Annotated in this window: 28 protein-coding genes and 1 riboswitch; of the genes, 25 read left to right on the top strand and 3 right to left on the bottom strand. The window is 45.2% G+C overall.

Annotated elements, in window-relative coordinates; translation table 11 throughout:
- Nucleotides 1-3 precede the first annotated feature (3 nt).
- Nucleotides 4-729 carry a lysophospholipid acyltransferase family protein gene (locus AC5W2J_RS06450; RefSeq protein WP_496058666.1) on the bottom strand — a complete coding sequence of 242 codons (726 nt, stop codon included), beginning with the start codon at nucleotides 727-729 and terminating at the stop codon, nucleotides 4-6.
- A 64-nt stretch (nucleotides 730-793) separates the two neighbouring features.
- Here AC5W2J_RS06450 and AC5W2J_RS06445 point away from each other — a divergent pair, with 64 nt between their 5' ends.
- Nucleotides 794-1,435, top strand: coding sequence for a phosphatase PAP2 family protein (locus AC5W2J_RS06445; protein WP_496058665.1), 642 nt, complete (start codon nucleotides 794-796; stop codon nucleotides 1,433-1,435).
- A gap of 62 nt (nucleotides 1,436-1,497) precedes the next feature.
- Complete coding sequence (locus tag AC5W2J_RS06440; RefSeq protein WP_496058664.1) at nucleotides 1,498-1,998, top strand: PTS sugar transporter subunit IIA; 501 nt, start codon at nucleotides 1,498-1,500, stop codon at nucleotides 1,996-1,998.
- A 106-nt stretch (nucleotides 1,999-2,104) separates the two neighbouring features.
- Here AC5W2J_RS06440 and AC5W2J_RS06435 read toward each other — a convergent pair whose 3' ends face one another.
- The gene (locus AC5W2J_RS06435; protein ID WP_496058663.1) at nucleotides 2,105-2,944 is read right to left on the bottom strand and encodes an undecaprenyl-diphosphate phosphatase; all 840 of its coding nucleotides are present in this window, start codon (nucleotides 2,942-2,944) and stop codon (nucleotides 2,105-2,107) included.
- A 151-nt stretch (nucleotides 2,945-3,095) separates the two neighbouring features.
- Between AC5W2J_RS06435 and AC5W2J_RS06430 the strand changes: the two genes are divergently transcribed.
- The 15 genes from AC5W2J_RS06430 to AC5W2J_RS06360 all read left to right on the top strand — a co-directional run bounded on the left by AC5W2J_RS06430 (nucleotide 3,096) and on the right by AC5W2J_RS06360 (nucleotide 16,621).
- Nucleotides 3,096-3,620, top strand: coding sequence for a TlpA family protein disulfide reductase (locus AC5W2J_RS06430; RefSeq protein ID WP_496058662.1), 525 nt, complete (start codon nucleotides 3,096-3,098; stop codon nucleotides 3,618-3,620).
- An 11-nt stretch (nucleotides 3,621-3,631) separates the two neighbouring features.
- Nucleotides 3,632-4,171, top strand: a complete 540-nt coding sequence (locus AC5W2J_RS06425) for an NUDIX hydrolase (protein WP_496058661.1) — start codon at nucleotides 3,632-3,634, stop codon at nucleotides 4,169-4,171.
- A gap of 115 nt (nucleotides 4,172-4,286) precedes the next feature.
- On the top strand, nucleotides 4,287-4,784 hold the full coding sequence (fur, locus tag AC5W2J_RS06420) for a ferric iron uptake transcriptional regulator (RefSeq protein ID WP_496058660.1): 498 nt from the start codon (nucleotides 4,287-4,289) through the stop codon (nucleotides 4,782-4,784).
- Nucleotides 4,785-4,944: 160 nt separating this feature from the next.
- Entirely contained in the window at nucleotides 4,945-5,832 is an 888-nt protein-coding gene (gene xerD / locus AC5W2J_RS06415) for a site-specific tyrosine recombinase XerD (RefSeq protein WP_496058659.1), read from the top strand.
- A gap of 20 nt (nucleotides 5,833-5,852) precedes the next feature.
- Nucleotides 5,853-7,052: a phosphopentomutase gene (deoB, locus tag AC5W2J_RS06410; RefSeq protein WP_496058658.1), complete on the top strand. Its 1,200-nt coding sequence runs from the start codon at nucleotides 5,853-5,855 to the stop codon at nucleotides 7,050-7,052.
- The gene (locus AC5W2J_RS06405) at nucleotides 7,052-7,882 is read left to right on the top strand and encodes a purine-nucleoside phosphorylase (RefSeq protein WP_496058657.1); all 831 of its coding nucleotides are present in this window, start codon (nucleotides 7,052-7,054) and stop codon (nucleotides 7,880-7,882) included. Before deoB ends, AC5W2J_RS06405 begins: the two co-directional genes overlap by 1 nt.
- Nucleotides 7,883-8,710, top strand: coding sequence for a purine-nucleoside phosphorylase (locus AC5W2J_RS06400; RefSeq protein WP_496058656.1), 828 nt, complete (start codon nucleotides 7,883-7,885; stop codon nucleotides 8,708-8,710).
- A 30-nt stretch (nucleotides 8,711-8,740) separates the two neighbouring features.
- A complete protein-coding gene (locus AC5W2J_RS06395; RefSeq protein WP_496058655.1) occupies nucleotides 8,741-10,042 on the top strand; it encodes a pyrimidine-nucleoside phosphorylase in 1,302 nt (433 codons plus the stop codon).
- Nucleotides 10,043-10,137: 95 nt separating this feature from the next.
- Nucleotides 10,138-11,457, top strand: coding sequence for a diaminopimelate decarboxylase (lysA, locus tag AC5W2J_RS06390; RefSeq protein WP_496058654.1), 1,320 nt, complete (start codon nucleotides 10,138-10,140; stop codon nucleotides 11,455-11,457).
- 58 nt (nucleotides 11,458-11,515) lie between these two features.
- Entirely contained in the window at nucleotides 11,516-11,950 is a 435-nt protein-coding gene (locus tag AC5W2J_RS06385) for a peptidylprolyl isomerase (protein ID WP_120193303.1), read from the top strand.
- Nucleotides 11,951-12,362: 412 nt separating this feature from the next.
- Nucleotides 12,363-12,509: riboswitch (FMN riboswitch) on the top strand.
- Between the two features lie 177 nt (nucleotides 12,510-12,686).
- Nucleotides 12,687-13,775, top strand: a complete 1,089-nt coding sequence (ribD, locus tag AC5W2J_RS06380; protein ID WP_496058942.1) for a bifunctional diaminohydroxyphosphoribosylaminopyrimidine deaminase/5-amino-6-(5-phosphoribosylamino)uracil reductase RibD — start codon at nucleotides 12,687-12,689, stop codon at nucleotides 13,773-13,775.
- Nucleotides 13,772-14,389 (top strand): riboflavin synthase, encoded by a 618-nt coding sequence (ribE, locus tag AC5W2J_RS06375; protein WP_496058653.1) that lies wholly within the window; start codon nucleotides 13,772-13,774, stop codon nucleotides 14,387-14,389. The genes ribD and ribE overlap by 4 nt, the downstream gene beginning before the upstream one ends.
- A gap of 44 nt (nucleotides 14,390-14,433) precedes the next feature.
- A complete protein-coding gene (locus tag AC5W2J_RS06370; protein ID WP_496058941.1) occupies nucleotides 14,434-15,627 on the top strand; it encodes a bifunctional 3,4-dihydroxy-2-butanone-4-phosphate synthase/GTP cyclohydrolase II in 1,194 nt (397 codons plus the stop codon).
- A gap of 35 nt (nucleotides 15,628-15,662) precedes the next feature.
- Nucleotides 15,663-16,127: a 6,7-dimethyl-8-ribityllumazine synthase gene (gene ribH / locus AC5W2J_RS06365; RefSeq protein WP_496058652.1), complete on the top strand. Its 465-nt coding sequence runs from the start codon at nucleotides 15,663-15,665 to the stop codon at nucleotides 16,125-16,127.
- A 137-nt stretch (nucleotides 16,128-16,264) separates the two neighbouring features.
- The gene (locus AC5W2J_RS06360; protein ID WP_496058651.1) at nucleotides 16,265-16,621 is read left to right on the top strand and encodes a GNAT family N-acetyltransferase; all 357 of its coding nucleotides are present in this window, start codon (nucleotides 16,265-16,267) and stop codon (nucleotides 16,619-16,621) included.
- A 51-nt stretch (nucleotides 16,622-16,672) separates the two neighbouring features.
- On the opposite strand, the gene AC5W2J_RS06355 is transcribed toward AC5W2J_RS06360, so the two are convergent.
- Entirely contained in the window at nucleotides 16,673-17,218 is a 546-nt protein-coding gene (locus AC5W2J_RS06355) for a DUF309 domain-containing protein (protein WP_496058650.1), read from the bottom strand.
- A 196-nt stretch (nucleotides 17,219-17,414) separates the two neighbouring features.
- Between AC5W2J_RS06355 and AC5W2J_RS06350 the strand changes: the two genes are divergently transcribed.
- From AC5W2J_RS06350 to AC5W2J_RS06315, 8 genes are all read left to right on the top strand, one after another.
- Nucleotides 17,415-18,173 (top strand): segregation/condensation protein A, encoded by a 759-nt coding sequence (locus AC5W2J_RS06350; protein ID WP_496058649.1) that lies wholly within the window; start codon nucleotides 17,415-17,417, stop codon nucleotides 18,171-18,173.
- A complete protein-coding gene (scpB, locus tag AC5W2J_RS06345) occupies nucleotides 18,163-18,750 on the top strand; it encodes an SMC-Scp complex subunit ScpB (RefSeq protein WP_496058648.1) in 588 nt (195 codons plus the stop codon). The genes AC5W2J_RS06350 and scpB overlap by 11 nt, the downstream gene beginning before the upstream one ends.
- A 71-nt stretch (nucleotides 18,751-18,821) precedes the next feature.
- Nucleotides 18,822-19,547, top strand: a complete 726-nt coding sequence (locus tag AC5W2J_RS06340) for a pseudouridine synthase (protein ID WP_496058647.1) — start codon at nucleotides 18,822-18,824, stop codon at nucleotides 19,545-19,547.
- A gap of 97 nt (nucleotides 19,548-19,644) precedes the next feature.
- Complete coding sequence (resB, locus tag AC5W2J_RS06335; protein WP_496058646.1) at nucleotides 19,645-21,303, top strand: cytochrome c biogenesis protein ResB; 1,659 nt, start codon at nucleotides 19,645-19,647, stop codon at nucleotides 21,301-21,303.
- 2 nt (nucleotides 21,304-21,305) lie between these two features.
- Entirely contained in the window at nucleotides 21,306-22,493 is a 1,188-nt protein-coding gene (gene ccsB, locus AC5W2J_RS06330) for a c-type cytochrome biogenesis protein CcsB (protein ID WP_496058645.1), read from the top strand.
- A 156-nt stretch (nucleotides 22,494-22,649) separates the two neighbouring features.
- On the top strand, nucleotides 22,650-23,366 hold the full coding sequence (locus AC5W2J_RS06325; protein ID WP_496058644.1) for a response regulator transcription factor: 717 nt from the start codon (nucleotides 22,650-22,652) through the stop codon (nucleotides 23,364-23,366).
- On the top strand, nucleotides 23,366-25,153 hold the full coding sequence (locus AC5W2J_RS06320) for an ATP-binding protein (protein WP_496058643.1): 1,788 nt from the start codon (nucleotides 23,366-23,368) through the stop codon (nucleotides 25,151-25,153). Before AC5W2J_RS06325 ends, AC5W2J_RS06320 begins: the two co-directional genes overlap by 1 nt.
- 11 nt (nucleotides 25,154-25,164) lie before the next feature.
- A complete protein-coding gene (locus AC5W2J_RS06315; protein ID WP_496058642.1) occupies nucleotides 25,165-25,896 on the top strand; it encodes a class I SAM-dependent methyltransferase in 732 nt (243 codons plus the stop codon).
- Nucleotides 25,897-25,913: the final 17 nt, after the last annotated feature.

The raw sequence follows: 25,913 nt of genomic DNA, 5'->3' as shown, positions 1-25,913 counted from the left end.
TCCTTACTGGTTGGAACGGCGGAATATTTTCTGGAAAGATTCGCTTACGGTAGCTTTTCCTTTTAGCAGCGACTCAAAAGAATCCAACTGCTTTTCCTCGATCACATCGGACGCGAGCTGGTCGAGCTGTGCTGTCAGCCGGTCTTCCAAATACGTTGTAATGCTGGAATAAGAAGATCCGCCCGTATTGCTGTTCAAGTATATCGGCTGGCCGGTTTCAATGAATAGATAAGGTGTCTGCTTATGAAAGTAGCTGTAGTAAAGCGATACGGGTATGACTGGAATATTCTCATGCCCGACGGCAATTCTGGCAATACCGGAAGAAAACCCGAGCGGTCTTTTTTCAAGATGCTCTTCCCGGCCCTGGGGGAAGATCCATACGGCATTGTTGCTGTGGAGTTTGTCTTTGGCATACTGCAGTGACTGCAGCATTTTTCTCCCGCTGGACCGGTCTATCGAAAAGGCGCCGAGCCTTCGGAAAAATGGGAACTGTCTGAGACCTTCTTCATCAATCATTGCAAAAGCCTCTTTTTTGAAATGAGCATGGTTTATGTAATGCAGGACGAGGCCGTCCCACCAGTTGCTGTGGTTGGCATAAAATAATACAGGACCGGAGGGAACAGGTGCGGATTCTCTGTACAATAGTTGATAAAAGTGTTTTTTTAACAGCCGTCTGTTATAGTAGAAAAATAAAAAATCCAGAACGCTGTTTTTAGAAGATTCCTGCATAGCGTTAGCGCTCCTTTTTCTTCAGCTGACCTATGCCCATTATGAAATAGAAGGCGCTGATAACATGTTGGAAAAGAAATGGATCCTGTTTGTCTGTCTGAGCGGCATAGCCGCTTTTATTATTTTAGCACAGGATGTAGCCGGAGAAACATCTACAGCCTGGGAACAGTCAATCATCGAGGCTGTGCGAAGCTGGACCAATACATTTACGATAGAAGTATTTAAATTTATAACGTCGCTTGCGAGTGTCATTTTTACGACGATTGTAACAACGCTTCTTACGCTGTTGTTCTGGGTTCAGAAGAAATGGAAAAAAGGCTGGATTATCGCCATTGCAGTCGGGGGAAGCGGAGCCATAAACTATGGCTTGAAGAGTTTCTTCTCGAGAGACAGACCCGTTGTGAACCGTTTTATTGAAGCAGACGGATTCAGCTTTCCGAGCGGGCATGCGATGAATGCACTTGCGATGTACGGAATAATTGCCATCATTATTGTACTGGCTATAGAAAATGCAGCGGTGAAAACGGTTATCGTAGCCGCTTCAGCTATGCTTATTCTGTTGATCGGATTGAGCCGCGTCTATTTAGGGGTTCATTATCCGGGCGATGTGATGGGAGGTTTTATTGCTGCTTCGATGTGGCTTCTCATTACCGGCTCATGGTATATTAAAACAGACTTGGAAGAATCCCCTTTAAAAGCAGATTGAGAATAAATAATTAAGGGTATAACGAAGAAAGAGCATTCACAATATGAAGATGAGGTGGAAATATGTTCAAAAAATTATTCGGATCAAAAAGCGAACCGAAAGAAGTAACGATTAAATCCCCGGCAACGGGTAAGTTTGTGGATTTAAAAGACGTGCCGGATCCGACCTTTTCAGAAAAAATGATGGGTGAAGGATTTGCAGTAGAGCCTTCTGAAGGCAGAATTGTATCTCCTGTTAAAGGAAAGATAGTACAGGTTTTTCCTACAAAGCACGCGGTTGGCATTAAGTCTGACGAAGGCCTGGACGTGTTGATTCATATCGGCCTGGAAACAGTAGCTTTAAATGGAGAAGGTTTCACGACCCACGTCTCAGAGGGGGATAAAGTAAACCCAGGTGACCTGCTGGTGGAATTTACGCTTGCTGACATTAAAGAAAAAGCCAAGAGCCTGATTACACCTGTTGTATTCACTGAAGGAGATCAGATTCAGGATATTACGGCTCACACTCAGACGGAAGTAACCGCCGGTGAGACTGATATGGCGACTGTGACGGTTAAAGGTTAAATTATTCCGGCTCTATTAACTAAATATAAATCAAACAGAGGCAGCGCGTTTCAGCGGCTGCCTCTTTTTTTATGCAATTGCAATAAAAGAAGTTCGTATGCTGTTTTTATACATCAATAACAGTGCCGGCATCAAGAAATCCGATAACTAATGCAGCGAGCACAAAACAATAAACAGCAAAATAAATCAAACGGCCTTTGTTTAAGAAGTCAATCAGCCAGATGATTCCTATATAGGAAGTAATAAAAGAAGCAATTAACGCTGCTGCAATAGGTCCGTATCCGATAACGCCAAGCTGGCCGGAAGTCAGGTCGCCAAGAGCCAGTACGGAAGAACCGGCAATAACGGGAATGGACAATAGAAAAGAATACCGTACGGCCGTTTTCCGGCTCAAACCAGCGTACAAGCCGGCAATTAGAGTTGTACCTGAACGTGAAATGCCAGGCAGGACAGCAAGCGTCTGGGCAAGGCCTACTACAATAGAATCGAGTATCGTCATTTCTTTTTCCGTTCGAATGCCAATGCGGTGGAACCGTTCAATAAGAATAAGGAAAATACCAGTCAGTGTCAGGGAACCTGCGATAACAAAAGGCGTTTTGATCCCTTCGCCAATCGCACCTTCAAGAAGAATACCTAATGCTCCCGTAATAAACGTGGCGATAATAATGAATATACTGAAAAGAAATTCCGGCTTGTCTTCTATGTCCCGTTTTAGTAAATAACGAAAGAATACCTGGATCAGATGAATAATGTCCTTCCGGAAAAACAAGATGACCGCTGCTACAGATCCTAAATGAAGGATAACTTCAAAAGACAACCCGGGAAATGTATAGCCAAAAAGCATTTGTGCAATAACAATATGTGCTGTGCTTGATATAGGGAGAAATTCAGCAATGCCCTGAACAATTCCAAATATCAGTGCTTCAATAATAGTCAATACGTTCACTCCTTTTTCTCTAACAAATGCTATTTTAGCAAAACAACGGGCAATAAAAAAGGGGATTTTGGTCTTCAACTCTGCTGAATCACAAAAATGATAAACACAAATACCGCCAAACTATGTATGATAGAGAGAGAATGAGCGGGCAGGTGAGGGAATGAATAAAAAAAAGATTACCCTTTTAATCATTGGATTGGCAGCCGCTGCTGCTTTGTATATTATTATCAGCGGCAGTGCCAAACAGGTCGGATCAGAACCGGGGGACAGGGCTCCTGATTTTTCGCTTCCTTCCTATGGCACCGGCGGGGATACCGTACTGAGTGACTACCGGGGAAGCCTGGTGGTGCTCAACATGTGGGCCTCATGGTGTGAGCCATGCGTCAGAGAGCTCCCGGCGCTTTTGGATATCCATGAGGATTACAGTGAAGAGGATGTCGAGGTTATTACAATGAACATGAATTCCTACGAACGGACGCAGGAAGAGGCAGAAACGTTCGCAGAAGAATTCAATCTTTCCGCGTCCCCTTCTGCAATCGATATGGATGGAGATATGGCAGATGCGTATCAGCTTCAATACCTTCCGACTACAGTTATTATCGATAAAGATGGTATTATTATTGAAAAAATTGCCGGAGAAGTTACATACGAGCGAATGGAACAGGTTATTGAGGAAAATATCTGAGGAGGAACGACATGGACTTTACAGAAAAGACGATTTCAGGAGAAAGAATATACAGCGGCAAGGTTATTAATGTAGATGTAGAAGAGGTCGGTCTACCAAATGGAAAAACAAGCAAAAGGGAACTGGTACGCCATCCCGGAGCAGTAGCAGTAATCGCTGTGACGCAGGACGATAACATTGTGATGGTGCGTCAATACCGAAAAGCACTGGAAAAAGAAATTCTGGAAATACCGGCAGGTAAAATGGAAGCAGGCGAAGAGCCCCACGTTACCGCAGGTCGTGAGCTGGAAGAGGAAACCGGCTATAAACCGCTCAGCCTGAAAAAAATTGCTTCTTTTTATACGGCTCCCGGCTTTTGTGATGAACTGGTTCATTTGTACGAGGCAGACATCGATAAGCCGGGCACCCCGTTTACTGATGAAGATGAATTTGTACAGGTGGAAGAAATTTCACTTAAGGAAGCGGAAGAAGCCATCGAACAGAATCTGATACACGATGCGAAAACAATGTATGCTGTTCAATATTTGAGACTGAGAATCAATAAGCTGTAGTTGATTATCAGTTAATAATAATTATAAAGTGGTATTAATTATCATTATTAATTGACACTCTTCTTTAGCATTATTATAATGTGAGTATAGATTGATTGAGAAGGAGGAGGATAAAATGGAACAGCGTATTGACCGGATAAAAAATCAGCTACATTCCAAAAGCTATAAGTTAACTCCTCAACGGGAAGCAACGGTTCGTGTTCTGCTGGAAAATGAAGAAGATCACCTCAGTGCAGAAGATGTATACTTACTCGTAAAAGAAAAAGCACCGGAAATCGGTCTTGCTACCGTTTACCGCACCCTTGAGCTTTTAAATGAACTGGAAATTGTTGATAAAATAAACTTTGGGGATGGGGTTTCCCGGTATGATCTCCGAAAAGAAGGCGCCGCTCATTTCCATCATCATCTTGTATGTATTGAATGCGGAACGGTTGATGAGATCCAGGATGACCTGCTTGGAGATGTAGAAAAGATTGTAGAAAAAGACTGGAATTTCAAAATTAAAGACCACCGTCTGACGTTTCACGGCGTATGCCACCGCTGCCACAGCACAGAGCAGGAATCAGATGCAGAAAAGAAACCGAAAAAGAAAAATCAGGTGAAAGTCCGTTAAACCTTTTCAGAAATGAGAAGGTTTTTTATTTTGCCGTATTGTTAGAAAAATAGAACTTTTTAGAAGTTGAAATTGATGGAGGGATAAGGATGATGACGCTTTATTGCTTATGTTATGATATGCCTGTACGATTTGTAAATGGAAGGAAGGCGGACTTGAGGTGAAGATGGATATCATGGATTTTCTGCATTACTGCCAGGTGGAAAAAGGACTGTCACAAAATACGGTTCAATCCTATCAAAGGGATTTGAAGCACTACATAGCAAGTGTGGAAAAAGCAGGTGTGTCCAAAACAGCTGACGTGGAAAGGCGGCATATCCTGGACTATCTTCATGCAAAAAAAGAAGAGGGCCGCACGACCGCTACGTTGTCGAGGTACTTATCAACGATTCGTGCATTCCATCAATTTGCTCTAAGAGACGGAAAAGCAAAAAAGGATCCGTCCGAGCTTATTGAAACGCCCAGGAAGAGCAGAAAGCTTCCTTCTGTCCTTACGTCGCAGGAAGTAGACCGTCTTCTGGAGGCTTCTAAAGGAACGACTGCTTTTTCACGAAGAAATCATGCCATGCTGGAGCTGATGTATGCGACCGGCCTCCGTGTCACGGAGCTGTGTGAGCTTAAAAGTGGGGATATTCATTTAGAAATGGGATTTGTGCAGTGCCTCGGAAAAGGAAACAAAGAGCGGATCGTCCCTCTTGGAAAAGTCGCAGCGGATGCAGTGGAGACATATGCAGGAAACGGCCGCCTGGAGCTGATGAAGCAAAAGCGGCATGACACCCTTTTTGTGAATCATCACGGAAATCCGCTTTCCCGGCAGGGGTTTTGGAAAATACTAAAGGCAGCTGCAGAAAAGGCTGGAATTGAAAAGCCGCTCACACCGCACACGCTGAGACACTCTTTTGCCACCCATCTTCTTGAAAATGGAGCTGACCTGAGAGCAGTGCAGGAAATGCTCGGGCACACTGATATCTCGACCACCCAAATATACACTCACGTATCAACCCATAAACTCAAAGATGTCTATTTACATTATCATCCAAGGGCATAACGAAAAAGAGGAGACTAAATATGAATGATTATCCGTTCAAGCGAATGTTTGTTGTAGTGATGGATTCAGTAGGAATAGGAGAAGCACCTGACGCTGAACAGTTTGGCGACCAAGGCGCTGATACGCTGGGCCACATTGCTGAAAAAATGAATGGGCTGCACGTACCTAACCTGGAAAAACTAGGGTTGGGAATGATCAAAGAAGCGCCGGGGATTTCACCAGTGTCTTCTCCGACTGCTTCATACGGCATTATGGAAGAAGCGTCGCAGAGCAAAGACACGATGACAGGTCACTGGGAAATGATGGGACTCTACATCGGCGAGCCGTTTCAGACATTTCCTGAAGGATTTCCTCCAGATTTGATTGGAAAACTAGAAGAAGCAGCCGGACGGAAAGTGATAGGCAATAAAGTGGCATCCGGTACGGAAATTATAGAAGAGCTCGGCGAAGCCCATGTGAACAGCGGCGATTTAATCGTGTATACCTCTGCAGATTCAGTCCTGCAGATTGCCGCCCATGAAGACGTTGTGCCGCTTGAAGAGCTGTACGATATCTGTGAAAAAGCACGGAAAATGACCTATGATCCCCCTTATATGCTGGGAAGAATCATCGCGAGGCCTTTTACTGGAGCGGACGGTGCATTTGAACGAACCTCCAACCGGCATGATTATGCATTAAAGCCGTTTGGGCAGACCGTACTGAACTATTTAAAGGACAGCAGCCTGGACAGTTTGGCTGTAGGGAAGATCAGCGATATTTTTGATAATGAAGGCATTACCAATTCCCTGCGCACGACATCGAATATGGATGGGATGGATAAATTGATGCAGACGGTCCACCAGAATTTTACCGGACTCAGCTTTTTAAACCTCGTCGACTTTGATGCGAAATTCGGCCACCGCCGTGACCCGATCGGGTATGGCAAAGCAATAGAAGAGTTTGATCAAAGGCTGCCGGAAGTGCTGGAGAACATGAATCAGAACGATATTCTTATTATTACCGCAGACCATGGAAATGACCCGGTTCACCCGGGAACCGATCATACAAGAGAAGTCGTGCCGCTGCTTGCCTATTCGCCTTCTATTCAGCCCGGACGGGATCTGGGCACAAGGAAGACGTTTGCTGATGTAGGTGCTACTATCGCCGAAAACTTTAATGTACCGATGCCGGAGTATGGCAGCAGCTTTTTATCAATTTTAAATAAGAATGGAGACAAATAATGAGCATAATAGATAACGTTCAAAAAGCAGGCAGCGCGATTCAGTCCTATACAACAATACAGCCGAAGATTGGTTTGATTTTAGGGTCCGGCCTCGGTATTCTCGCTGATGAAATAGAAGAGGCTGTAGTCATTCCTTATGAAAAAATACCAGGATTTCCGGTTTCAACCGTTGAAGGCCATGCCGGCGAGCTTGTGATTGGAAAGCTTGAAGGGGTTGCAGTTGCAGCAATGAAAGGCCGTTTTCATTATTACGAAGGCTATTCGATGCAGGAAGTCACTTTTCCGGTGCGCGTCATGCATATGCTTGGCATAGAAGCACTGTTTGTAACGAATGCTGCCGGCGGCATTAACGAATCATTTAAAGCGGGCAACTTAATGAGAATTAAAGACCATATTAATCAAATGGGAGCAAACCCGTTAATCGGCAAAAACGAAGAATCATTTGGAACCCGCTTTCCGGATATGTCGAATGCTTATTCTGAAAGACTGGCCCATATTGCCAATAAAGCTGCTAAAGAGCTCGAAATTGATTTAAAAGAGGGTGTGTATGCAGCAAATACAGGACCTTGTTATGAGACTCCTGCGGAAATAAAAATGCTGCGGGTGCTTGGGGCAGATGCTGTAGGCATGTCCACCGTTCCCGAAGTTATTGCAGCGGCTCATTCATCCATCCAGGTACTCGGGCTTTCCTGCATTTCCAACATGGCAGCCGGCATTCTGGACCAGCCGCTCAGCCACGACGAAGTAATAGAAACAACGACAGCTGTTCGTGCGGAATTTTTAGCATTGATGAAAAACATCGTTAAGCGGACGGGGGAAGAGCTGTAAATGAGTATATCCGAAGCAGAAGTAAAAGAAGCAGCTGATTTTATTCAGTCTAAAATAAATAAAGTTCCTGCTGTCGCTATGATTCTGGGGTCTGGTCTCGGTGATCTGGCAGAAGAGATAGAAGAGCCCGTTTATATTCCGTACAATGAGATTCCATACTTTCCCGTGTCTACGGTGGAAGGCCATGCAGGACGCCTTGTTATTGGAAAGCTTCAGGGAAAAGAAGTGATTGCCATGCAGGGACGCTTTCATTACTATGAAGGTTATTCGATGCAGGAAGTCACCTTCCCGGTCCGGGTGATGAAAAGTCTTGGAGCAGAAAATCTGATTGTAACCAATGCATGCGGAGGCATGAACAAAAGCTTTCAGCCCGGCGATTTAATGGTGATAAAAGATCATTTAAACATGACAAACGACAATCCACTTATTGGGAAAAACCTGGAGGCATTCGGTCCCCGTTTTCCTGATATGAGTACAGCGTACAATAAAGAATTTCAGGAACTTGCCCACCGCTGTGCCAAAAAAGAAGGCTTAACACTGCAGCAGGGCGTATATGCCGGCATTACCGGACCTTATTTCATGTCTGCAGCAGAATTGATTATGCTCCGTCGTCTCGGCGGGGATGTTGTAGGCATGTCCACGGTGCCGGAAGTCATTGTGGCCCGGCACAGCGGAATGAACGTGCTTGGTATTTCCTGCGTCACAGACATGGCAGTAGGTGAAGATCTGCAGGGTGTGACCCATCAGGAAGTGATGGAAACAGCCGCACGGACGAAGCCTAAATTTATTTCGTTAGTAAAAGAAATTGTAAAAGAGATGTCGGCGTAGAATGATTTTAAACGAAAAGAGGCAGATGCGATGAGAATGGTTGATATCATTACAGATAAACGGGACGGAAAAGAACTTCCGCAGGAAGCAATAGAATGGTTTATTAACGAATATACGAAAGGTACGGTGCCTGATTACCAGGCAGCGGCCTTTGCGATGGCTGTATATTTTAAAGGAATGACCCAGTCCGAGGCCGCAGCACTCACGTTTGCTATGGCTGCTTCCGGTGACCAGCTTGACTTGTCTGCCGTCGAAGGAGTCAAAGTCGACAAACATTCGACCGGCGGAGTAGGAGACAAAACAACTCTTATTCTAGGTCCGATTGTGGCTGCACTTGGCATACCGGTAGCAAAAATGTCCGGACGCGGCCTCGGTCATACAGGAGGAACAATTGATAAGCTGGAAGCTTTTACAGGATTTCAAACAGAAATCAGCCAGGACGAGTTTATTAAGCTTGTTAATGAGAACAAGATTGCGCTTGCCGGACAAAGCGGTAACCTGACGCCGGCTGACAAGAAGCTGTATTCGCTCCGGGATGTAACGGGGACAGTAAATTCCATTCCATTAATAGCAAGCTCGGTAATGAGCAAAAAAATTGCCGCTGGGGCCGATGCTATTGTGCTTGATGTGAAAACAGGCAGCGGGGCGTTTATGGAAAGCGTCGAAGAAGCAAGAGAGCTTGCAGGCGCGATGGTCGATATAGGGAAATCCCTGGACCGGAAAACCATGGCAGTTATATCCGATATGAATCAGCCGCTGGGACGTTTTGTCGGCAACGCGCTCGAAGTGAAAGAAGCTATTGATACATTAAACGGAAAAGGACCGAAAGATCTTCATGATTTAAGCGTTACGCTTGCTGCCCATATGGTCGTGCTGGCTGATAAAGCCTCCAATTTGGAGGAAGCCGTGAAACTGGTAGAGCAGGTGATTGACAATGGAGAAGCGTTGAAAAAAATGAAGCAGTTTATTGAAGCACAGGGCGGTGACGCCTCTTCAGTGGACGATTCGGGCCTTCTGCTCAATGCCGCGCATCTAATAGAAGTCATTTCAGAAAAAGATGGGTTTGTGAGTGGAATGAAAGCGTCAGAAATAGGGCGTGCCGCAATGACCCTGGGAGCCGGCCGGGCCACAAAAGAAGATGAAATTGATTACGCAGTGGGAATTGAACTCCGCAAAAAAATCGGAGACCGCATCCAGACAGGCGATGTGCTGGCTGTCCTGCACGCCAATCAGACGGAAGCTGCAGAGGCTTCGGCTATTGTTAGAGAGGCTTATGAATATTCCGATTCAGAAGTTGTACCCGAGCCGCTTATTCACGACACGATCGTATAAAATAGGACGTAAAAACAGCCGCGAGAGTTTTTCTTTGTACTCCTGCAAATAGATGCTACAATATAAATCACTGAATGGGAGTAGGGGGAAAAGCGATGTATTTACACGGCACCAGCCAAATAAATAATAAAGGCCACCTGGAAATAGGCGGCGTAGATACGATGGATATTACAAAAGAATACGGGACGCCTGTTTTTGTATACGATGTAGAGCTTATACGACGCCGGGCAAGAGGCTTTAAAAAAGCTTTTGAAGCAGAAGGCATGCAGTATCAGGTAGCTTATGCAAGCAAAGCATTCAGCTGCATTGCGATGGTTCAGCTTGCCGATGAACTGGGCTTAAGTCTGGACGTTGTGTCAGGCGGAGAAATGCTGACGGCTAAGCGGGCAGGGTTTCCGATGGAGCGTGTACACCTCCATGGAAACAATAAATCCCTTGAGGAAATTCAAATGGCACTTGATCTGGATGTCGGCTGTTTTGTGGTAGATAATTTTCATGAACTCGATATGCTAAAAGAGCAGACCGAAAAAATGAAAAAATCTCCGCACGTGCTGATTCGTACAACTCCTGGAATCGAAGCGCATACGCACGAATATATTTCAACGGGACAGGAAGACTCTAAATTCGGCTTTGACTTAACGAGCGGACAGGCGGACGAAGCAATTAAACGTCTGAAAGATCATCCTTATCTGCAGTTAAAAGGAATTCACTGCCATATCGGCTCACAGATTTTTGACACCCATGGTTTTTCAATGGCTATTGAAAAGCTGTTCAGCCAGATTATCCGCTGGAAAGAAGAACTTGATTTTGAGCCGGAAGTACTCAATGCCGGAGGAGGTTTTGGAATCCGTTATGTAGAAGGGGATGAACCGCTGCTGCCGGAGGAGTACGTTACCTCTTTAATTCATACGGTGCAGGAACAGAGCGAGCTGCACGGCCTGGAGCTGCCGGAAATCTGGATTGAGCCCGGCCGTGCAATGACCGGAGACGCTGGAACCACTCTTTATAAGATTGGATCCCAGAAAAACATTCCTGGTGTCCGCCGCTACGCGGCAGTTGATGGAGGAATGACCGACAATATTCGTCCTGCCCTGTATCATGCAGAGTATGAAGGGATACTTGCCAACCGCGCAAATGACAAAGCAGAAGATACGTTTGCCATTGCCGGAAAATGCTGCGAATCCGGAGATATGCTGATTTGGGATCTGCCTCTTCCGGAACCTGCCGAGGATGATGTGCTGGCAGTCTTCTGCACAGGAGCCTATGGGTACGCCATGGCCAATAACTATAATCGATTTTCAAGGCCGCCGGTCGTTTTTGCAGAAAACGGATCGACTCAGCTTGTTATAAGAAAAGAAACGTATGAAGATTTATTAAAAAATGATTTGCCCCTTCGCTCAGCAGAGAGGGTATAATAGAACAGCCGGTTTTATCCAGCCGGGCTTTACATTTAAAAAAAGGTGGTTGATTGTAATGAAAAAAGGAAGCATTAAGTTCGAAAATGGAGAAGAAATTCAAATTGAGTTCTTTGACCAGGATGCACCAGGAACAGTAGAAAACTTTGAAACTCTTGCAAATAAAGGTTTTTACAACGGATTGAACTTTCACCGTGTAATCCCTGGATTTGTAGCCCAGGGCGGAGACCCAAGCGGCAATGGAACAGGCGGACCTGGTTATACTATTAAATGCGAAACAGAAGGAAATCCTAATAAGCACGGTAAAGGCTATTTATCTATGGCGCATGCCGGCAAAGATACAGGCGGAAGCCAGTTCTTTATTCTTTTTGAACCACAGCCTCATTTAGACGGCGTTCATACAGTTTTCGGTAAAGTAACGGAAGGCCTCGATACTGTAGATAGAATCAAGCAGGGCGACGTTATGCAGGAAGTAAAGGTCTGGAGCGAGTAAATGGTTCTATCGTGTAAAAGGGGCTGCACTGGATACACGAGGCTGCTTATATAACAGACTAAAAAAACCGGCGGAATGCCGGTTTTTTTAGATTGTCGAGACATCATGCCATCACGTATATCTATACAAGATCTTGAATCCTTTAGAACGTTTGTCAACAATGAAGCAAAAGGCAGATGGAGGCTCCTGCAGAACAGCCATCGATGAAGTTAAAGAGGTCGATCTTTTCCTCTGTAGCTTAAGGCTCGTCCTGCGGAAAGCGACCCTGTACAGACTTTGTTATAAATTATGTATTTCCCGCCTTTTTTTACATAGTGGGGCCGTCAGGCATTTTTAGTTGACGTTTCTCATTGGATTATCATATGATAAGGTATACACTTTTTAGAAAATAACATTGGTACCTGCCGTGCGGCAGTTCCTTCGGGGTCGGGTGAAAGTCCCAACCGGCGGTGATAAAGAGTTCGCTCTTTTTAGTCCGTGACCCGTAATGCTTAGGCAGAGCGGTGGATTCGGTGAAATTCCGAAGCCGACAGTAAAGTCTGGATGGGAGAAGGAAACCATGTTTAAATAGGCTGTCCTGCTGTGTAAACACACGTGGAGCAGCAGCGGCCTTTTGCACCTGTTCACAGGGCTTATTTAAACGTGATTAATTACTCCCCCGAAGGAAAAGTCCTTCGGGGGTTTTTATATGCCTCGAAGTCTGTTAATCGAGGCAGCGGGAAAGGCTGTAATAACAATGAACGATGAAACCTATATGAAGCTTGCGCTGGATCTGGCCGTTTCTGCTTCCGGACAGACTTCACCGAACCCCTTAGTTGGAGCAGTATTAGTGAAAAGTCATCAAATCGTCGGCATGGGCGCTCATCTAAAGGCGGGAACGCCTCACGCAGAAGTGCATGCTGTGCGTATGGCAGGGGAAGCGGCAGAAGGCGCTGTAGCCTATGTAACATTAGAGCCGTGCAGCCATTACGGGAAAACCCCTCCCTGTGCCGAACTCTTGATTAAAAGCCGGGTACAGAGAGTCGTTGTCGCTTCTGTTGATCCGAACCCTAAAGTAAAAGGCAGCGGAATCGAAAAGCTGAGAGCTGCAGGTATTCCTGTTGATGTCGGCGTGCTGAAAGAAAAAGCAGATAACATCAACCGTTTTTTCTTTCACTATATGAAGACAGGAACCCCATATGTGACCCTTAAAGCTGCAGCAACGCTGGATGGCAAAACGGCTACTTATGCCGGAAGCAGTAAATGGATTACAGGGGAAGATGCAAGAAAAGATGTTCACTTAAACCGTATGAAGCACGACGCAATATTAGTCGGTGCAGGAACCGCCGCGGCAGATGATCCGTCTCTAAATGTACGACTCGAGCACGCGTTCAGGCAGCCGATCCGGATTGTACTGGATACGTCACTGCGGACGCTTCCGACTGCGAGAATGCTGCAGGACGGCGGGGCGCCCGTCTGGGTTGTCTGCGGAAGCCGGGCGGAAGAAAAGAAAAAGCAGGCACTGGAAGCGGCAGGAGCAGAAATAATCCAGCTTTTAGATGACACCATTTCCATTCCTGTTCTTCTTAAAAAACTGGGTGAAACAAATATCCAGTCTTTATATGTAGAGGGTGGAGCCGCTGTGCACGGCAGTTTTTTGGAAGCCGCTGCTTTTCAAGAACTCCACTACTATATAGCGCCAAAGCTGATTGGTGGAAAAGACGCGTTTCCAGTATTTGGGGGACGGGGAGTTGAACTAATGGAACACGCTGCGGAACTGGTCGTTGAATCAACGGAAACATTGGGAGAAGACATCAAGATGACGGCTTTTCCAAAGGAAGGATGAATGCTATGTTCACAGGAATTATAGAAGAAAAAGCGACGATCGCTCATATGAATGATCATGAATCGCATATGGAACTGAAAATAAAAGCTGAAAAAATTATGCAGGATATGAAAGAAGGAGACAGCATTTCCATTAACGGTGTCTGCCTTACGGTAACCGATTTTAACGAAGACATGTTTCAGGTGGATGTTATGCCCGAAACAATGAAAAGCACCAGTCTACAGGCTCTTCAGGAGAAAAGTCCTGTAAATGTGGAAAGAGCCATGGCAGCCAATAACCGGTTTGGCGGACACTTCGTAAGTGGTCATGTTGATGCGGCAGGAAGAATTGCATCCATGGAGCCGCTGGCAAACGCGGTGTATATCCATATTGAAGTGCCGGAACGACTGATGCCATATATGATGCTGAAAGGCTCTGTGACGCTTGACGGCATAAGTCTTACGTTATTTGGAGTGGACGATACAACATCTACTATCAGCGTTTCAATTATCCCGCATACATGGGAAGAAACAAACTTGTCTACTAAGCAGATAAATGATCCTATCAACGTAGAATGCGATGTGTTAATGAAATACACGGAACGCCTGCTTGAAACAAAATACAAAAAGGCGTAAAACTCCAACAGAAAGAAGGCAGGTGCATCATGGAAAATGAATCCATGTTTCATACAATTGAGGAAGCTATTTATGAATTAATGCAGGGGAAAGCAGTTATCGTATGTGATGATGAAGATAGAGAAAACGAAGGCGACTTTGTTGCGCTCTCCGACAGAGTCACGCCGGAAACAATTAACTTTATGATTACCCACGGGCGCGGCCTTGTCTGCACGCCTATAACCGAACAAAGAGCCAAAGAATTGGAACTCGTTCCAATGGTAGACCATAACACAGATCCCCACGGCACTGCTTTTACAGTAAGTGTGGATCATAAAAGTGCTTCAACCGGTATTTCTGCAAAAGAACGGGCGGATACAATTCTGTCGCTTGTTGATAAAAAAACCCGGCCGCTTGACCTGAAGCGTCCCGGCCATGTTTTCCCGCTGATTGCCAAAGAAGGCGGCGTTCTCCGCAGAGCAGGACATACGGAAGCAGCGGTTGACCTGGCCCGTCTTTCCGGTGCCGAGCCGTCGGGCGTCATTTGCGAGATTATTAAAGAAGACGGAGAAATGGCCCGCGTACCTGAACTTTTGGAAATCGCTGAAAAGCATGAAGTCAAAATGATTACAATCAAGGACCTTATTAAATACCGCCATAAAAAAGATAAGCTCGTTATAAGAGAAACAGAAGTGAAACTGCCAACAGAGTTTGGAGAGTTCACGGCATTTGGGTACACCTCCGTTATTGATCAAAAAGAAAGTATTGCGCTTGTAAAGGGAAGTATCCTTCCCGATGAGCCTGTGCTTGTACGTGTGCATTCTGAATGTTTGACCGGGGATGTATTTGGTTCCCACCGCTGCGACTGCGGCCCACAGCTTCATGCGGCCCTGCACCAGATTGAACAGGAGGGAAGCGGGATTTTATTGTATATGCGCCAGGAGGGAAGAGGCATCGGTCTGATCAATAAGCTGAAAGCCTATGAGCTTCAGGAGCAGGGATATGATACAGTAGAAGCTAACGAAAAACTTGGATTTGCACCTGATCTTCGGGAATACGGCATCGGTGCGCAGATTCTTAGAGACCTTGGGGTAAAGAAAATGAATCTGCTTACCAACAACCCAAGAAAGATTACCGGGTTGAAAGGCTATGATCTAGAAGTGATCGACCGTGTGCCGATTCAGCTGCCGTTCAACAAGGATAACGAGAAATATATGCGCACCAAACAGGGAAAAATGGGACATATGCTTCATTTCTAAAAAATATACACTACAGGATAAGGGAGTTTTCAGACATGGGACAACATTTTGAAGGATCTATGACAGGGCAGGACTTAAAAATTGCAGTAGTAACCGGACGCTTTAACGATTTTATTACAGGACGGCTGCTTGAAGGCGCTGTTGGTACTTTAAAACGTCATGGAGTAAAAGAAGAAAATATCGATACGGTGTGGGTGCCGGGCGCATTTGAAATTCCTTATGCTTCCAAAAAACTGGCCCAGTCGAAAAAATATGATGCGATCATCACATTGGGGACTGTTATCCGCGGAGCGACGCCTCATTTTGATTATGTCTGCTCCGAAGCCGCCAAAGGAGTATCGCATGTAGCGATGAATTATGATCTTCCTGTTATATTCGGCGTATTAACGACGAACACGATTGAAGAAGCGGTGGAACGAGCCGGGACAAAAGCCGGTAATAAAGGCGCAGATGCCGCGCTTGCGGCAATTGAAATGGCGAATCTTGATAAACTGATTTAAATCATGTACAATATCGATAAATCATGAAACATGGCGGACTCAACCGCCATGTTTTCGTGTTGTTTCAGGGCATTATTCCGCTGAGAAGCATATGTCTTCTATTTTTCTAAAGTAATGAGGGGTATATGTATATGTTTATGAAATTCAAACCTGCACAACGAAAAATTGCAATGGGGCTGCTGTCTTACACGCCGGATGAGAAGAGCATTAAAGTACTGCTTGAAACCGTGCAGAAGTATGAAACAGAAAGCAGCTGGGAGCTTTTTTTATGGAAAGAAAAGGAAGATATCGTAGGGGTTATTGGTTTTGTAAATGAAGATGAAAAAACAGTCAGGCTGCAGCATTTATGCGTAAATCCATCTTACCGCGGGGAAGGCCTGGGGAAAAGAATGGTGGAGGACATGCAGCAGCGTCTTCAAAAAAATATGGTTCCTTCCGAGGCAGTGAAAAGTTTTTTTGATTCCTGTCGCCCGGAAGAAATTCAAAGTACGTAAAAAAAGCGTCCGCTTCGTAACAGGCGGACGCTTTCTTCATGGGAAAGAGGACTAAAACGAGAAGCGGCTCGAAGCCTGCTGTCTGCGCTGCTTCTGCTCCTCGCGTTCTTTAATCACATCAGAACGGTCCCGACGTGTATGGCGGTCAATTAATTCTTTATCATCCATGTTGCTTTTATTCTGCCAGACAAGCTGTCGGCTTGTGCATTCCTGCCTGCAGTGCTGAAGAAGGCCGGCATCCGTCAGCGGAATATTTAAATCCGCGTACGGCCCATTTGATGCAAGCAAATCGAGTTGTAAATAAATCCGGTTCAGCAGTTCATTTGTATCAATGGAAAGCTGCTGCAGGGAAGAGGAGTGCTCGGCAATGATGCCGGAAGAACGCAGCAAAACTTTCTCTGCGCCCGCGAAATTACCGCGGCGCTGATGATACAGGCCAACGGCAAGCTGAATCAGGCCGACCCAGTGCTTGTCGCGCATTCCTACTTCTTTTTCTTTCCAGTGTTCTTCTAATAGTTCATGACATTCAAAGTAGTCACGATACCCGTGAAATTGAATGAGAAATTGAATATAGCTGTCAGAGTAAACAGGAGGCATAGCATGCCCTCGCTTTCGTCGAATATTTTCTTTGACAAAGTTTTGAAACACAGCATAATACATATTTTAAACTTTACCACAAGTGCTTTTCATTAATCTACTCCAAGGCGTTAAACGTCATAAATTCGCCTATCGTTAAGCAGCGGACGGATATGATATAATTTATATGTGTGAAAGTGAGCAGAGGGGAAAAGAAATGAAGAAATACAGCGTAAAAATAGATGCATTTGAGGGACCGCTCGATCTGCTTCTGCATTTAATCCAACAATCAGAAGTAGATATTTATAATATTTCTGTTTCGGCCATTACAGCCCAGTATCTAGATTATGTCCGGACGATGCAGGAACTGCAGCTTGATGTAGCAAGTGAGTATTTAGTGATGGCGGCCTCCCTCCTCGAGATCAAGAGCAGCATGCTTCTTCCGGCTCCGATTTTCACCGGGGAAGAAGAAGAGGATATGGATTATGACCCCCGGGAAGAACTGATTTACCGTTTATCCGAATATAAAAAATATAAAGCAGCAGCAGGCTATTTAAAAGAGCAGGAAGCCGAAGCCGGCACTTATTATACAAAGCCTTTTTCCGGATCATGGCAGGATTATAAAGATACGAAAGAAGATACGGCGCTGCCTGATAACGTCACGATCTATGATATGATCGATGCCCTGCAGAGGCTGCAGACACGCGTAGCGTTTAATAAACCTTCCTCTGCAGTGATCAAGCCGGAATCCTATTCTGTAGAAGAAATGATTGGTTCTATTGAAAGCATTTTAGCATCACGGCATGGCAGCTGTTTATTTGCGGATCTTTTTCGGGAAGCTGATAAACCAAAAGTGGTCGTTACTTTTCTGGCTATGCTGGAAATGATGAAGCAGCAAAAAATTATCTGTACACAAAATGGCAATTTCTCTGACATAGAGGTACATACCGCTGGAGGAACGATGTATGATCAATAATGAAAAACAAAAGGCAGTGCTGGAATCCCTGCTTTATGTAAGCGGAGAGCAGGGAGTAGAGGTAGAAGAGGCTGCTGCTCTGCTGGAGATCAGCCTGGAAGAATGCTCTGTTCTGCTGGAGGAAATGAAACAGCAGATGGAAGAGAAAAAAGGCGGCCTGTGCCTTAAACAGGCAGGCACTTCCTATCACATGGCAACGAAAGACGAGTTTGCTTCGTATATTGAACAATATGTTATCACACCGGACCGGCCGAAGCTCTCTCAGGCTGCTTTGGAAACCCTGGCAATCGTTGCTTATAACGAACCGATTACAAAAACCGAAATTGATGAGATACGAAGCGTCAGCTCAGGCAGTTCTATCCAGACACTGGTTGCAAAAGCACTGATAGCAGAGGCAGGAAGAGCAGATAAAATAGGACGGCCGATTCTTTATCGTACGTCTAAACGCTTTTTGGAATACTTTGAGCTTGCCTCCCTGGAGGAGCTTCCGGATATTCATCAGTTTACCGAAGAAAAGACGGAAGAACCGGATCAATTTTTCAGCCGGATTGGTACATGGGAAGAAGACGAAAGATAAGCGCTCCCGGTCCGAAAAAGGTTGTGGTTCCCCAGCATGATGCGTATGATATAGAAGATGAGGTGAAGTAAATGGAAAGATTGCAGAAAGTAATAGCAAGTGCAGGAATCACGTCCAGACGAAAAGCAGAAAAGCTGATGGAAGAAGGCCGTGTGACTGTAAATGGTGAAGTAGTAAAAGAATTAGGAACAAAGGTAACGGTTGGAAATGACTTGGTGGAAGTAGATGGTGTCCCTTTGGATAAGGAGCAGCCGGTCTATTTTCTTCTATATAAGCCTAAATCGATTATTTCAGCTGTAAGTGATGATAAAGGACGTAAGGTAGTCAATGATTTTCTTCCGGATATAGAGCAGCGTATTTTTCCGGTAGGGCGCCTGGACTATGAGACGTCGGGAGTGCTTCTTTTAACAAATGACGGAGACTTTGCCCATTTGATGATGCATCCCCGCAATAAAATTGTGAAAACATATATTGCGAAAGTTGAAGGAAGACCTTCAAAAGAAAACCTTAAAAAACTGGAGCGCGGCATTCATCTCGAAGATGGAAAAACAGCTCCTGCCAAAGTGAATGTAAAATCATCCAATAAATCAGGAAACTCTTCTATTATTGAAATTTCTATTCACGAAGGAAAGAACCAGCAGGTCAGACGGATGTTTGAACATATCGGTCATAAGGTGATTAAGCTGAAGCGGGAAAGTTACGCTTTTCTAACACTGCAGGGACTTGAGCCCGGTGATTCAAGAGAACTAAAGCCAATCGAAATAAAAAAACTGCGTGACCTGGCTGAAAAAGAATAATAAAAGGCTTTCTGTTCCGTTACACAAGCAGAAAGCCTGCTTTATCAAATAAATAAAGAAACAGATGCCCGGCAGGGTAAGCTAATGGGGTGTTTCTATGGCTAAAGTGATTTGTGAATGCGGTTACTCGAATCCGGAGGGAACCGATCTTTGTGAAGCATGCGGAAAACCGTTGAATGAAAAAGCAAAACAGCAGACGCTTGTGGATATGAGATATGAGGGAGTCGCGCGGCGTTCCCAGACATATAATAAATCCATTGTCGATAAAATCTGGAACTTTTTTTCTTCGGTAAAAGTAGGCATATGGATTATTGTACTAACGTTACTCGCATCATCTCTCGGCACTATTTTTCCACAGGAAATGTACATTCCAAATAACGTATCAGCAGCCGATCACTATCAGGAAGAATACGGAGTGCTCGGACAAATTTATTACACGCTCGGATTACATAATATGTACAGCTCCTGGTGGTATATGGCGCTGATTGCCTCTTTAGGAATTTCGTTAATTATTGCAAGCCTTGACCGGGTTGTACCACTTTACCGGGTATTAAAGCATCAGAAAGTTACTAGAAATGAAGGGTTTCTGCGCAGACAGCGGGTGTTCGGAGAAATGGCGGTACCAGCTGACGAAAATCAGCTGGAAGCGGCGAAAGATGTACTGAAAAAAAGAAAATTTACGATCCGTGAAGAGGGAGATAACCTTGTGGCCGAAAAAGGCCGCTTCTCGAGATGGGGTCCTTACGTCAACCATGTAGGGCTGATTATATTTTTAACCGGTGCGATGCTGCGCTTTTTTCCGGGAATGTATGTCGATGAAGTCGTCTGGGTACGTGAAGGAGAAACCGAAGTGGTGCCGGGGACAGAAGGCGAATATTTCATAGAAAACGAGCAGTTCTTCCTGGAAATGTATGATGAAGAAGATGAAACCTTTGCTACCGCTCTGGAGAGAGCCGGAGGAAACATTGTTGAGACTTTCCAGACCAATGCGGTCGTTTATCAGCGTGAAGAAGGCGGAACGATCGGCGAAGAACCGGAACTCGAGGAAGTGACACGTGATGAAATCCGGGTAAATGAACCGCTCGCTTTTGACGGATTCAGCCTATATCAGGTGGACTATAAATTAAATGAATTAAATGTAATGATCCTCGAAATGGTAAACAGAGAAACCGGAGAAAGCGCAGGCGAGCTGCGCATCGATTTGTTCAATCCTGAAAATGAGTATGATTTAGGAGACGGGTACCGCGTCGTCATTGACTCTTACTTCCCTAACTTTGAATTCAACGAAGAGGGAGAGCCGGCTACGACATCAAGTATTCCTGATAATCCTGCGTTTATCTTCCAAATGTTTTCACCAGAGCATGCGGAAGAAGGAGAGTACAGCTTTGTAGGCATCCAGAGAAACGAGGATGTGTTTGGGGAAAACGACTATGAGATGAGTTTTCAGAACGTGGAAACAAAAAACGTAACCGGGCTGACGGTACGAAAAGATAACACACTTCCCTTTATTGCAGTCGGAGGCATTATATTCATGATCGGTTTAACACAGGGGTCTTATTGGTCCCACCGAAGAATATGGCTGAAGAAGGAAAACGGAAAACTTCTGTATGCGGGACACGCAAACAAGCACTGGCAGACATTAAAGCGTGATTTTGACGCATTATACGAAGAAGCTGGTATTTCTCCTCCTGTAGACCAGGTAGCTGAAAAAGAACAAGAAGCAGAACTGAAAAAACAACAAGAAGGGGGAAGCTAGCGATGGAGCAGCTCAGCGGAAATCTATTATTGACGGCTTTTTTCCTTTATTTACTCGCGACTATTCTTTTTGCCGTCTCTGTAACCGGCAGAAAATGGCGGGATAAATTCGGTGATATGAATGGGAATAAATGGGGGACGCTCGGATTTTTGGCAGCTTTAGGCGGCTTTCTATTTGCCATAGGCTATTTCATTACACGCTGGATGGCTTCCGGTCATGCTCCGGTCAGCAATATGTTTGAATATACGACGTTTCTCGGTATAGCGATTGGATTTGCCTTTTTGATTTTGTATTCCATTTACAAATCCAATGTACTAGGAATGTTTGCTATGCCGATCATTATGCTGATTATCGCCTATGCCTCCATTTTTCCAACGGAAGTGGAGCCGTTAATACCTGCTCTGCAGAGTTATTGGCTGCAGATTCATGTAACCACAACGGCACTTGGCCAGGGCATACTGGGGATTGGGTTTGTAGCCGGCCTGATTTATTTGATCCGAACAGTTGATTTTAAAAGGGGCGGAAAAAAAGTATTCTGGCTGGAATTTATTATGTTCAGTATGCTTACCGTTGTAGCCTTTGTGATAATACGCTACGCGTTTAATCTATTTGGCTATCAGACGGTATTCCAGTACACAGATGAAAATGGTATGCAGGCAGAAATGATTTACGAACTGCCTCCGATTCTCGGGCCAAACGACGGTGAGCTCATTCAACAGGGAAGCTGGGAGCCTCTTTTCCTTCTTCCGGAATGGATACGAAGCGATGATGCCAACACGCTCGTTTGGACATTTGCGGCAGCCATTGTTTTATATTTCATTGTACGCCTTGTGCTGCGCAAGCCGTTAAGTCAATTTCTGCAGCCGCTTATCCGCGGCGTGAGCCCAGATAAGATTGACGAACTGAGCTACAGAGCGATAGCAATAGGATTTCCTATCTTTACACTGGGAGGGCTTATTTTTGCGATGATCTGGGCCCAGATTGCCTGGACACGGTTCTGGGGATGGGATCCTAAAGAAGTATGGGCATTGATTACCTTTTTGTTTTACGCAGCGTATCTTCACCTCCGCTTAACCCGCGGATGGCATGGGGAACGCTCAGCCTGGCTGTGCGTAATTGGCTTTGCTATTATTATGTTCAACCTCGTTTTTGTTAATTTAGTTATTGCCGGTCTGCATTCATATGCATGACTTTTACCGAAAAGACTGAACCTTCACGGGGGAAGTCTTTTTTTACAATCTATAGAAGAGTGGCTGCGATAAGTGGCGGGAGATGAGAGAATAGAGCGAATCGTGCTAAAATAGGCAGGAGAGTTCGAGTAAAAGGCAATAAGGAGGCAGCAATATATGACACAGGAAACAAGAGTATTGGTAGTAGATGACGAAGACCGCATCCGTCGTCTTTTGAAAATGTATTTAGAGAAAGAAGAATTTATCGTAGTGGAAGCTGAAAATGGGGAAGAGGCGCTGGAAACAGCGTTAAACGAAGAATTCGATGTGATCCTTTTGGATTTAATGCTTCCAGGCATGGACGGGGAAGAAGTCTGTCAGGAGCTTAGAAAAACAAAAGCGACTCCGGTTATTATGCTTACCGCTAAAGGAGAAGAAGCCAACCGGGTGCAGGGTTTTGAAATTGGTGCGGACGATTATATTGTCAAACCGTTCAGCCCGCGGGAAGTGATTCTGCGGATTAAAGCACTTCTGCGCAGGTCCTCAGCAACAAAATTCCTGCAGACGGAAACGGAAGCGAAAAATATACTGGTATTTCCTCATCTTACGATTGATAACGATGCGCACCGCGTGACGGTGAACGAAAAGGCGGTGGGCCTTACACCAAAAGAATACGAACTTCTTCTGTACCTGGCTCAGTCGCCGGACAAAGTCTTTTCCAGAGAGCAGCTGTTAAAAGATGTGTGGAACTACGACTTTTTCGGTGATCTGCGCACCGTGGATACGCATGTAAAACGTCTTCGTGAAAAATTAAGCCGTATTTCCGAAGAAGCAGCGAACATGATTTCAACCGTGTGGGGGGTAGGCTATAAATTCGAGGCAGCGAAAGACTAATGCTGTGGCGGAGCGTAGTTGGGAAACTGTGGCTGACTATTTTATTGTTAGTGCTTGTCGTTCTTCTTATCCTGACGTTTCTGCTTTTGCAGTTTTTTGAACAGTATCATATTTCCGAAGCAGAAGAGCAGCTGACCAATCATGCGAATGTGATGGTAAGCATTCTCGAAGAGCAGGAGGAAGAAACAACAAGACCGCTGATTGAACGTATGGCCGCATCGTATAACACACAGGTGCTCGTTATTACAGAGGATGAGCCCTGGTATCCGGAGATTGACCATTCCAACAACATATTTCTGCCGGTTGAACGATTTTATGAAGACAATCGCTTATCCGGCGTGATCAATGAGCGTGAAGACGTGACAATGCATGGCGACTTTTCTGGAAGCGGCGAAGAGGAAGAAGATGAAATCTTTGTAGTCGGCGTGCCGTTCGTATCAAACGACGGGGAAGAAAGCTCGCTGTTTTTATATCAGTCGCTTAATGTAATTGAAGACACTACGGGCGAAACGCAGCAGATTATTCTGCTGTCGGCAGGTATTGCCATCGTTTTAACGACCGTGTTTACTTTTTTTCTATCCACAAGAATTACGGCTCCGCTGCGGAAAATGAGGCAGTTGGCACTCGATGTTGTCAAAGGTGATTTCGAAACGAAAGTGCCGGTTATTTCCAATGATGAGATCGGCCAGCTTGGTAACGCCTTCAATCGGATGAGGCGGAAATTAAATCAAAACATTACGGAACTCAATCAGGAAAAAGAGCAGCTCAGCCGTATTCTGCTCAGCATGGCGGATGGAGTAATTACGATTGACCGCAAAGGTACAGTCGTTCTGACCAATCCGCCGGCAGACCGATTTCTTTTAGCACTTGAATATCAAAATCAGCAGGAGGGCAAAACCAGTCCTCTTCCGAAAGAAATGAAAAAAATATTTCAGCAGGTGGTCGGCATGGAACAGGAGCAGCTCGCTGAGGTCGATGTTCAGGGACGCAGCTACGCTGTACTAATGACGCCTTTATATGATGAAACGTTTGTCAGGGGTGCCGTAGCGGTTATCCGTGATATGACGGAGGAACGTCAGCACGATAAACTGCGCAAAGACTTTATTGCGAATGTTTCCCATGAACTAAGAACACCGATTTCGATGCTGCAGGGTTACAGCGAAGCGATCGTAGATGGTATTGCTGCAACAGAAGAAGAGAAAAAAGAAATCGGGCAGATTATTTATGAAGAGTCGCTGCGTATGGGACGTCTTGTCAATGAACTGTTGGATCTGGCCAGGATGGAAGCAGGCTATCTTCATCTGGAAAAAGAGTGGATGGATGTTAAAACGTTAACAGAAAAAATGGAAAAGAAGTTTCAGGGACTGTCATCAGAAGCAGAGCTGACGCTGGAGTCTTCCGTAAAAGGAGAGGAAGCATTTGTTCTGGCTGATGCGGATCGAATAGAACAAGTATTAACAAATCTCGTCCATAATGCGATCCGGCATACAGAAGCAGGAGGCCGTGTTCTTCTGGAAATGACGAATGACGCCGACGGCTTATCAGCCGCCGTTATTGATAACGGGACAGGAATACCGGAAGAGGACCTGCCATTTATTTTTGAGCGGTTCTATAAAGCAGACAAAGCGCGGACACGCAGCAAGGGGGGCACCGGGCTCGGTCTGGCTATCGCCAAGAATATTGTAGAAGCACACGGCGGCTATATTGCTGCGCAGAGCAGAATGAACGAGGGAACGACCTTTCGTTTTTATATCCCTTCGGATAATGAAAAATATGAAGAACTGTAGGAGGGGAAAAAATGAAAGCCTGGTTTGAGGAACATTTTCAGGAAGATTATTTGAAAGTATACGATCACCGGGATGAAACAAAAGCGGCTGGAGAACTGCAGTCGCTCATGTCCTACATGCCAATGGAAAAAGGAATGAAGGCTGTTGATTTATGCTGTGGAAACGGCAGGCACGCCAGATGGCTGGGCAGAAAAGGAATCGATGTGACAGGGATTGATCTCTCTCCGGCACTTTTAAAAAAGGCGATTGACCTTACAAATGATTTACCGGTGCAGTACAGGCGTGCCGACATCCGCACCGTTGAGCTCAAACAGGAATTTGAGGCCGCCTTTAACGTGTTTACCAGTTTCGGTTACTTTCTGGAAGACGAAGAAAACGAGCTCGTGTTCCAAAAAGCAGCGGATGCTTTACTTCCCGGCGGATGGTTCTTGTTTGATTATTTGAATCCATCGTACATCCGTGAAAATATTGTTGCATTTGATGAATCGGAAAAAGATGGAATGACGGTTATCCAGGAAAGGCATGCCGGCAGAGATTATGTGGAAAAGAAGATTACGATTAAAGAAGACGGAGCAGAGAGACGTTACGTGGAACGGGTCAAGCTTTATGAAGAAGAGCAGCTGCGGCGTATGCTTGAACGATACCAGCTGGAGCCTGTGTATTTCTTTGGGGATTACAATGCTGCAGAATACGATCAGAGCAGATCTCCCCGTCAGATTTTTATCTGCCGGAAAAAAGGATAAGGGATTTGTCCGATAAT

Source organism: Sinobaca sp. SA16-1 (assembly GCF_059510515.1).
Note: the sequence above shows the minus strand (reverse complement) of the source record. Positions and strands in the feature narration are given on the sequence as shown.

Excerpts from the sequence above, each read along its gene's own strand:
- AC5W2J_RS06450 (WP_496058666.1), bottom strand. The coding sequence starts at position 729 with ATGCAGGAATCTTCTAAAAACAGCGTTCTGGATTTTTTATTTTTCTAC.
- AC5W2J_RS06445 (WP_496058665.1), top strand. The coding sequence starts at position 794 with ATGTTGGAAAAGAAATGGATCCTGTTTGTCTGTCTGAGCGGCATAGCC.
- AC5W2J_RS06440 (WP_496058664.1), top strand. The coding sequence starts at position 1,498 with ATGTTCAAAAAATTATTCGGATCAAAAAGCGAACCGAAAGAAGTAACG.
- AC5W2J_RS06430 (WP_496058662.1), top strand. The coding sequence starts at position 3,096 with ATGAATAAAAAAAAGATTACCCTTTTAATCATTGGATTGGCAGCCGCT.
- AC5W2J_RS06425 (WP_496058661.1), top strand. The coding sequence starts at position 3,632 with ATGGACTTTACAGAAAAGACGATTTCAGGAGAAAGAATATACAGCGGC.
- fur (WP_496058660.1), top strand. The coding sequence starts at position 4,287 with ATGGAACAGCGTATTGACCGGATAAAAAATCAGCTACATTCCAAAAGC.
- deoB (WP_496058658.1), top strand. The coding sequence starts at position 5,853 with ATGAATGATTATCCGTTCAAGCGAATGTTTGTTGTAGTGATGGATTCA.
- AC5W2J_RS06405 (WP_496058657.1), top strand. The coding sequence starts at position 7,052 with ATGAGCATAATAGATAACGTTCAAAAAGCAGGCAGCGCGATTCAGTCC.
- AC5W2J_RS06400 (WP_496058656.1), top strand. The coding sequence starts at position 7,883 with ATGAGTATATCCGAAGCAGAAGTAAAAGAAGCAGCTGATTTTATTCAG.
- AC5W2J_RS06395 (WP_496058655.1), top strand. The coding sequence starts at position 8,741 with ATGAGAATGGTTGATATCATTACAGATAAACGGGACGGAAAAGAACTT.
- lysA (WP_496058654.1), top strand. The coding sequence starts at position 10,138 with ATGTATTTACACGGCACCAGCCAAATAAATAATAAAGGCCACCTGGAA.
- AC5W2J_RS06385 (WP_120193303.1), top strand. The coding sequence starts at position 11,516 with ATGAAAAAAGGAAGCATTAAGTTCGAAAATGGAGAAGAAATTCAAATT.
- ribD (WP_496058942.1), top strand. The coding sequence starts at position 12,687 with ATGAACGATGAAACCTATATGAAGCTTGCGCTGGATCTGGCCGTTTCT.
- ribE (WP_496058653.1), top strand. The coding sequence starts at position 13,772 with ATGAATGCTATGTTCACAGGAATTATAGAAGAAAAAGCGACGATCGCT.
- AC5W2J_RS06370 (WP_496058941.1), top strand. The coding sequence starts at position 14,434 with ATGTTTCATACAATTGAGGAAGCTATTTATGAATTAATGCAGGGGAAA.
- ribH (WP_496058652.1), top strand. The coding sequence starts at position 15,663 with ATGGGACAACATTTTGAAGGATCTATGACAGGGCAGGACTTAAAAATT.
- AC5W2J_RS06360 (WP_496058651.1), top strand. The coding sequence starts at position 16,265 with ATGAAATTCAAACCTGCACAACGAAAAATTGCAATGGGGCTGCTGTCT.
- AC5W2J_RS06355 (WP_496058650.1), bottom strand. The coding sequence starts at position 17,218 with ATGCCTCCTGTTTACTCTGACAGCTATATTCAATTTCTCATTCAATTT.
- AC5W2J_RS06350 (WP_496058649.1), top strand. The coding sequence starts at position 17,415 with ATGAAGAAATACAGCGTAAAAATAGATGCATTTGAGGGACCGCTCGAT.
- scpB (WP_496058648.1), top strand. The coding sequence starts at position 18,163 with ATGATCAATAATGAAAAACAAAAGGCAGTGCTGGAATCCCTGCTTTAT.
- AC5W2J_RS06340 (WP_496058647.1), top strand. The coding sequence starts at position 18,822 with ATGGAAAGATTGCAGAAAGTAATAGCAAGTGCAGGAATCACGTCCAGA.
- resB (WP_496058646.1), top strand. The coding sequence starts at position 19,645 with ATGGCTAAAGTGATTTGTGAATGCGGTTACTCGAATCCGGAGGGAACC.
- ccsB (WP_496058645.1), top strand. The coding sequence starts at position 21,306 with ATGGAGCAGCTCAGCGGAAATCTATTATTGACGGCTTTTTTCCTTTAT.
- AC5W2J_RS06325 (WP_496058644.1), top strand. The coding sequence starts at position 22,650 with ATGACACAGGAAACAAGAGTATTGGTAGTAGATGACGAAGACCGCATC.
- AC5W2J_RS06320 (WP_496058643.1), top strand. The coding sequence starts at position 23,366 with ATGCTGTGGCGGAGCGTAGTTGGGAAACTGTGGCTGACTATTTTATTG.
- AC5W2J_RS06315 (WP_496058642.1), top strand. The coding sequence starts at position 25,165 with ATGAAAGCCTGGTTTGAGGAACATTTTCAGGAAGATTATTTGAAAGTA.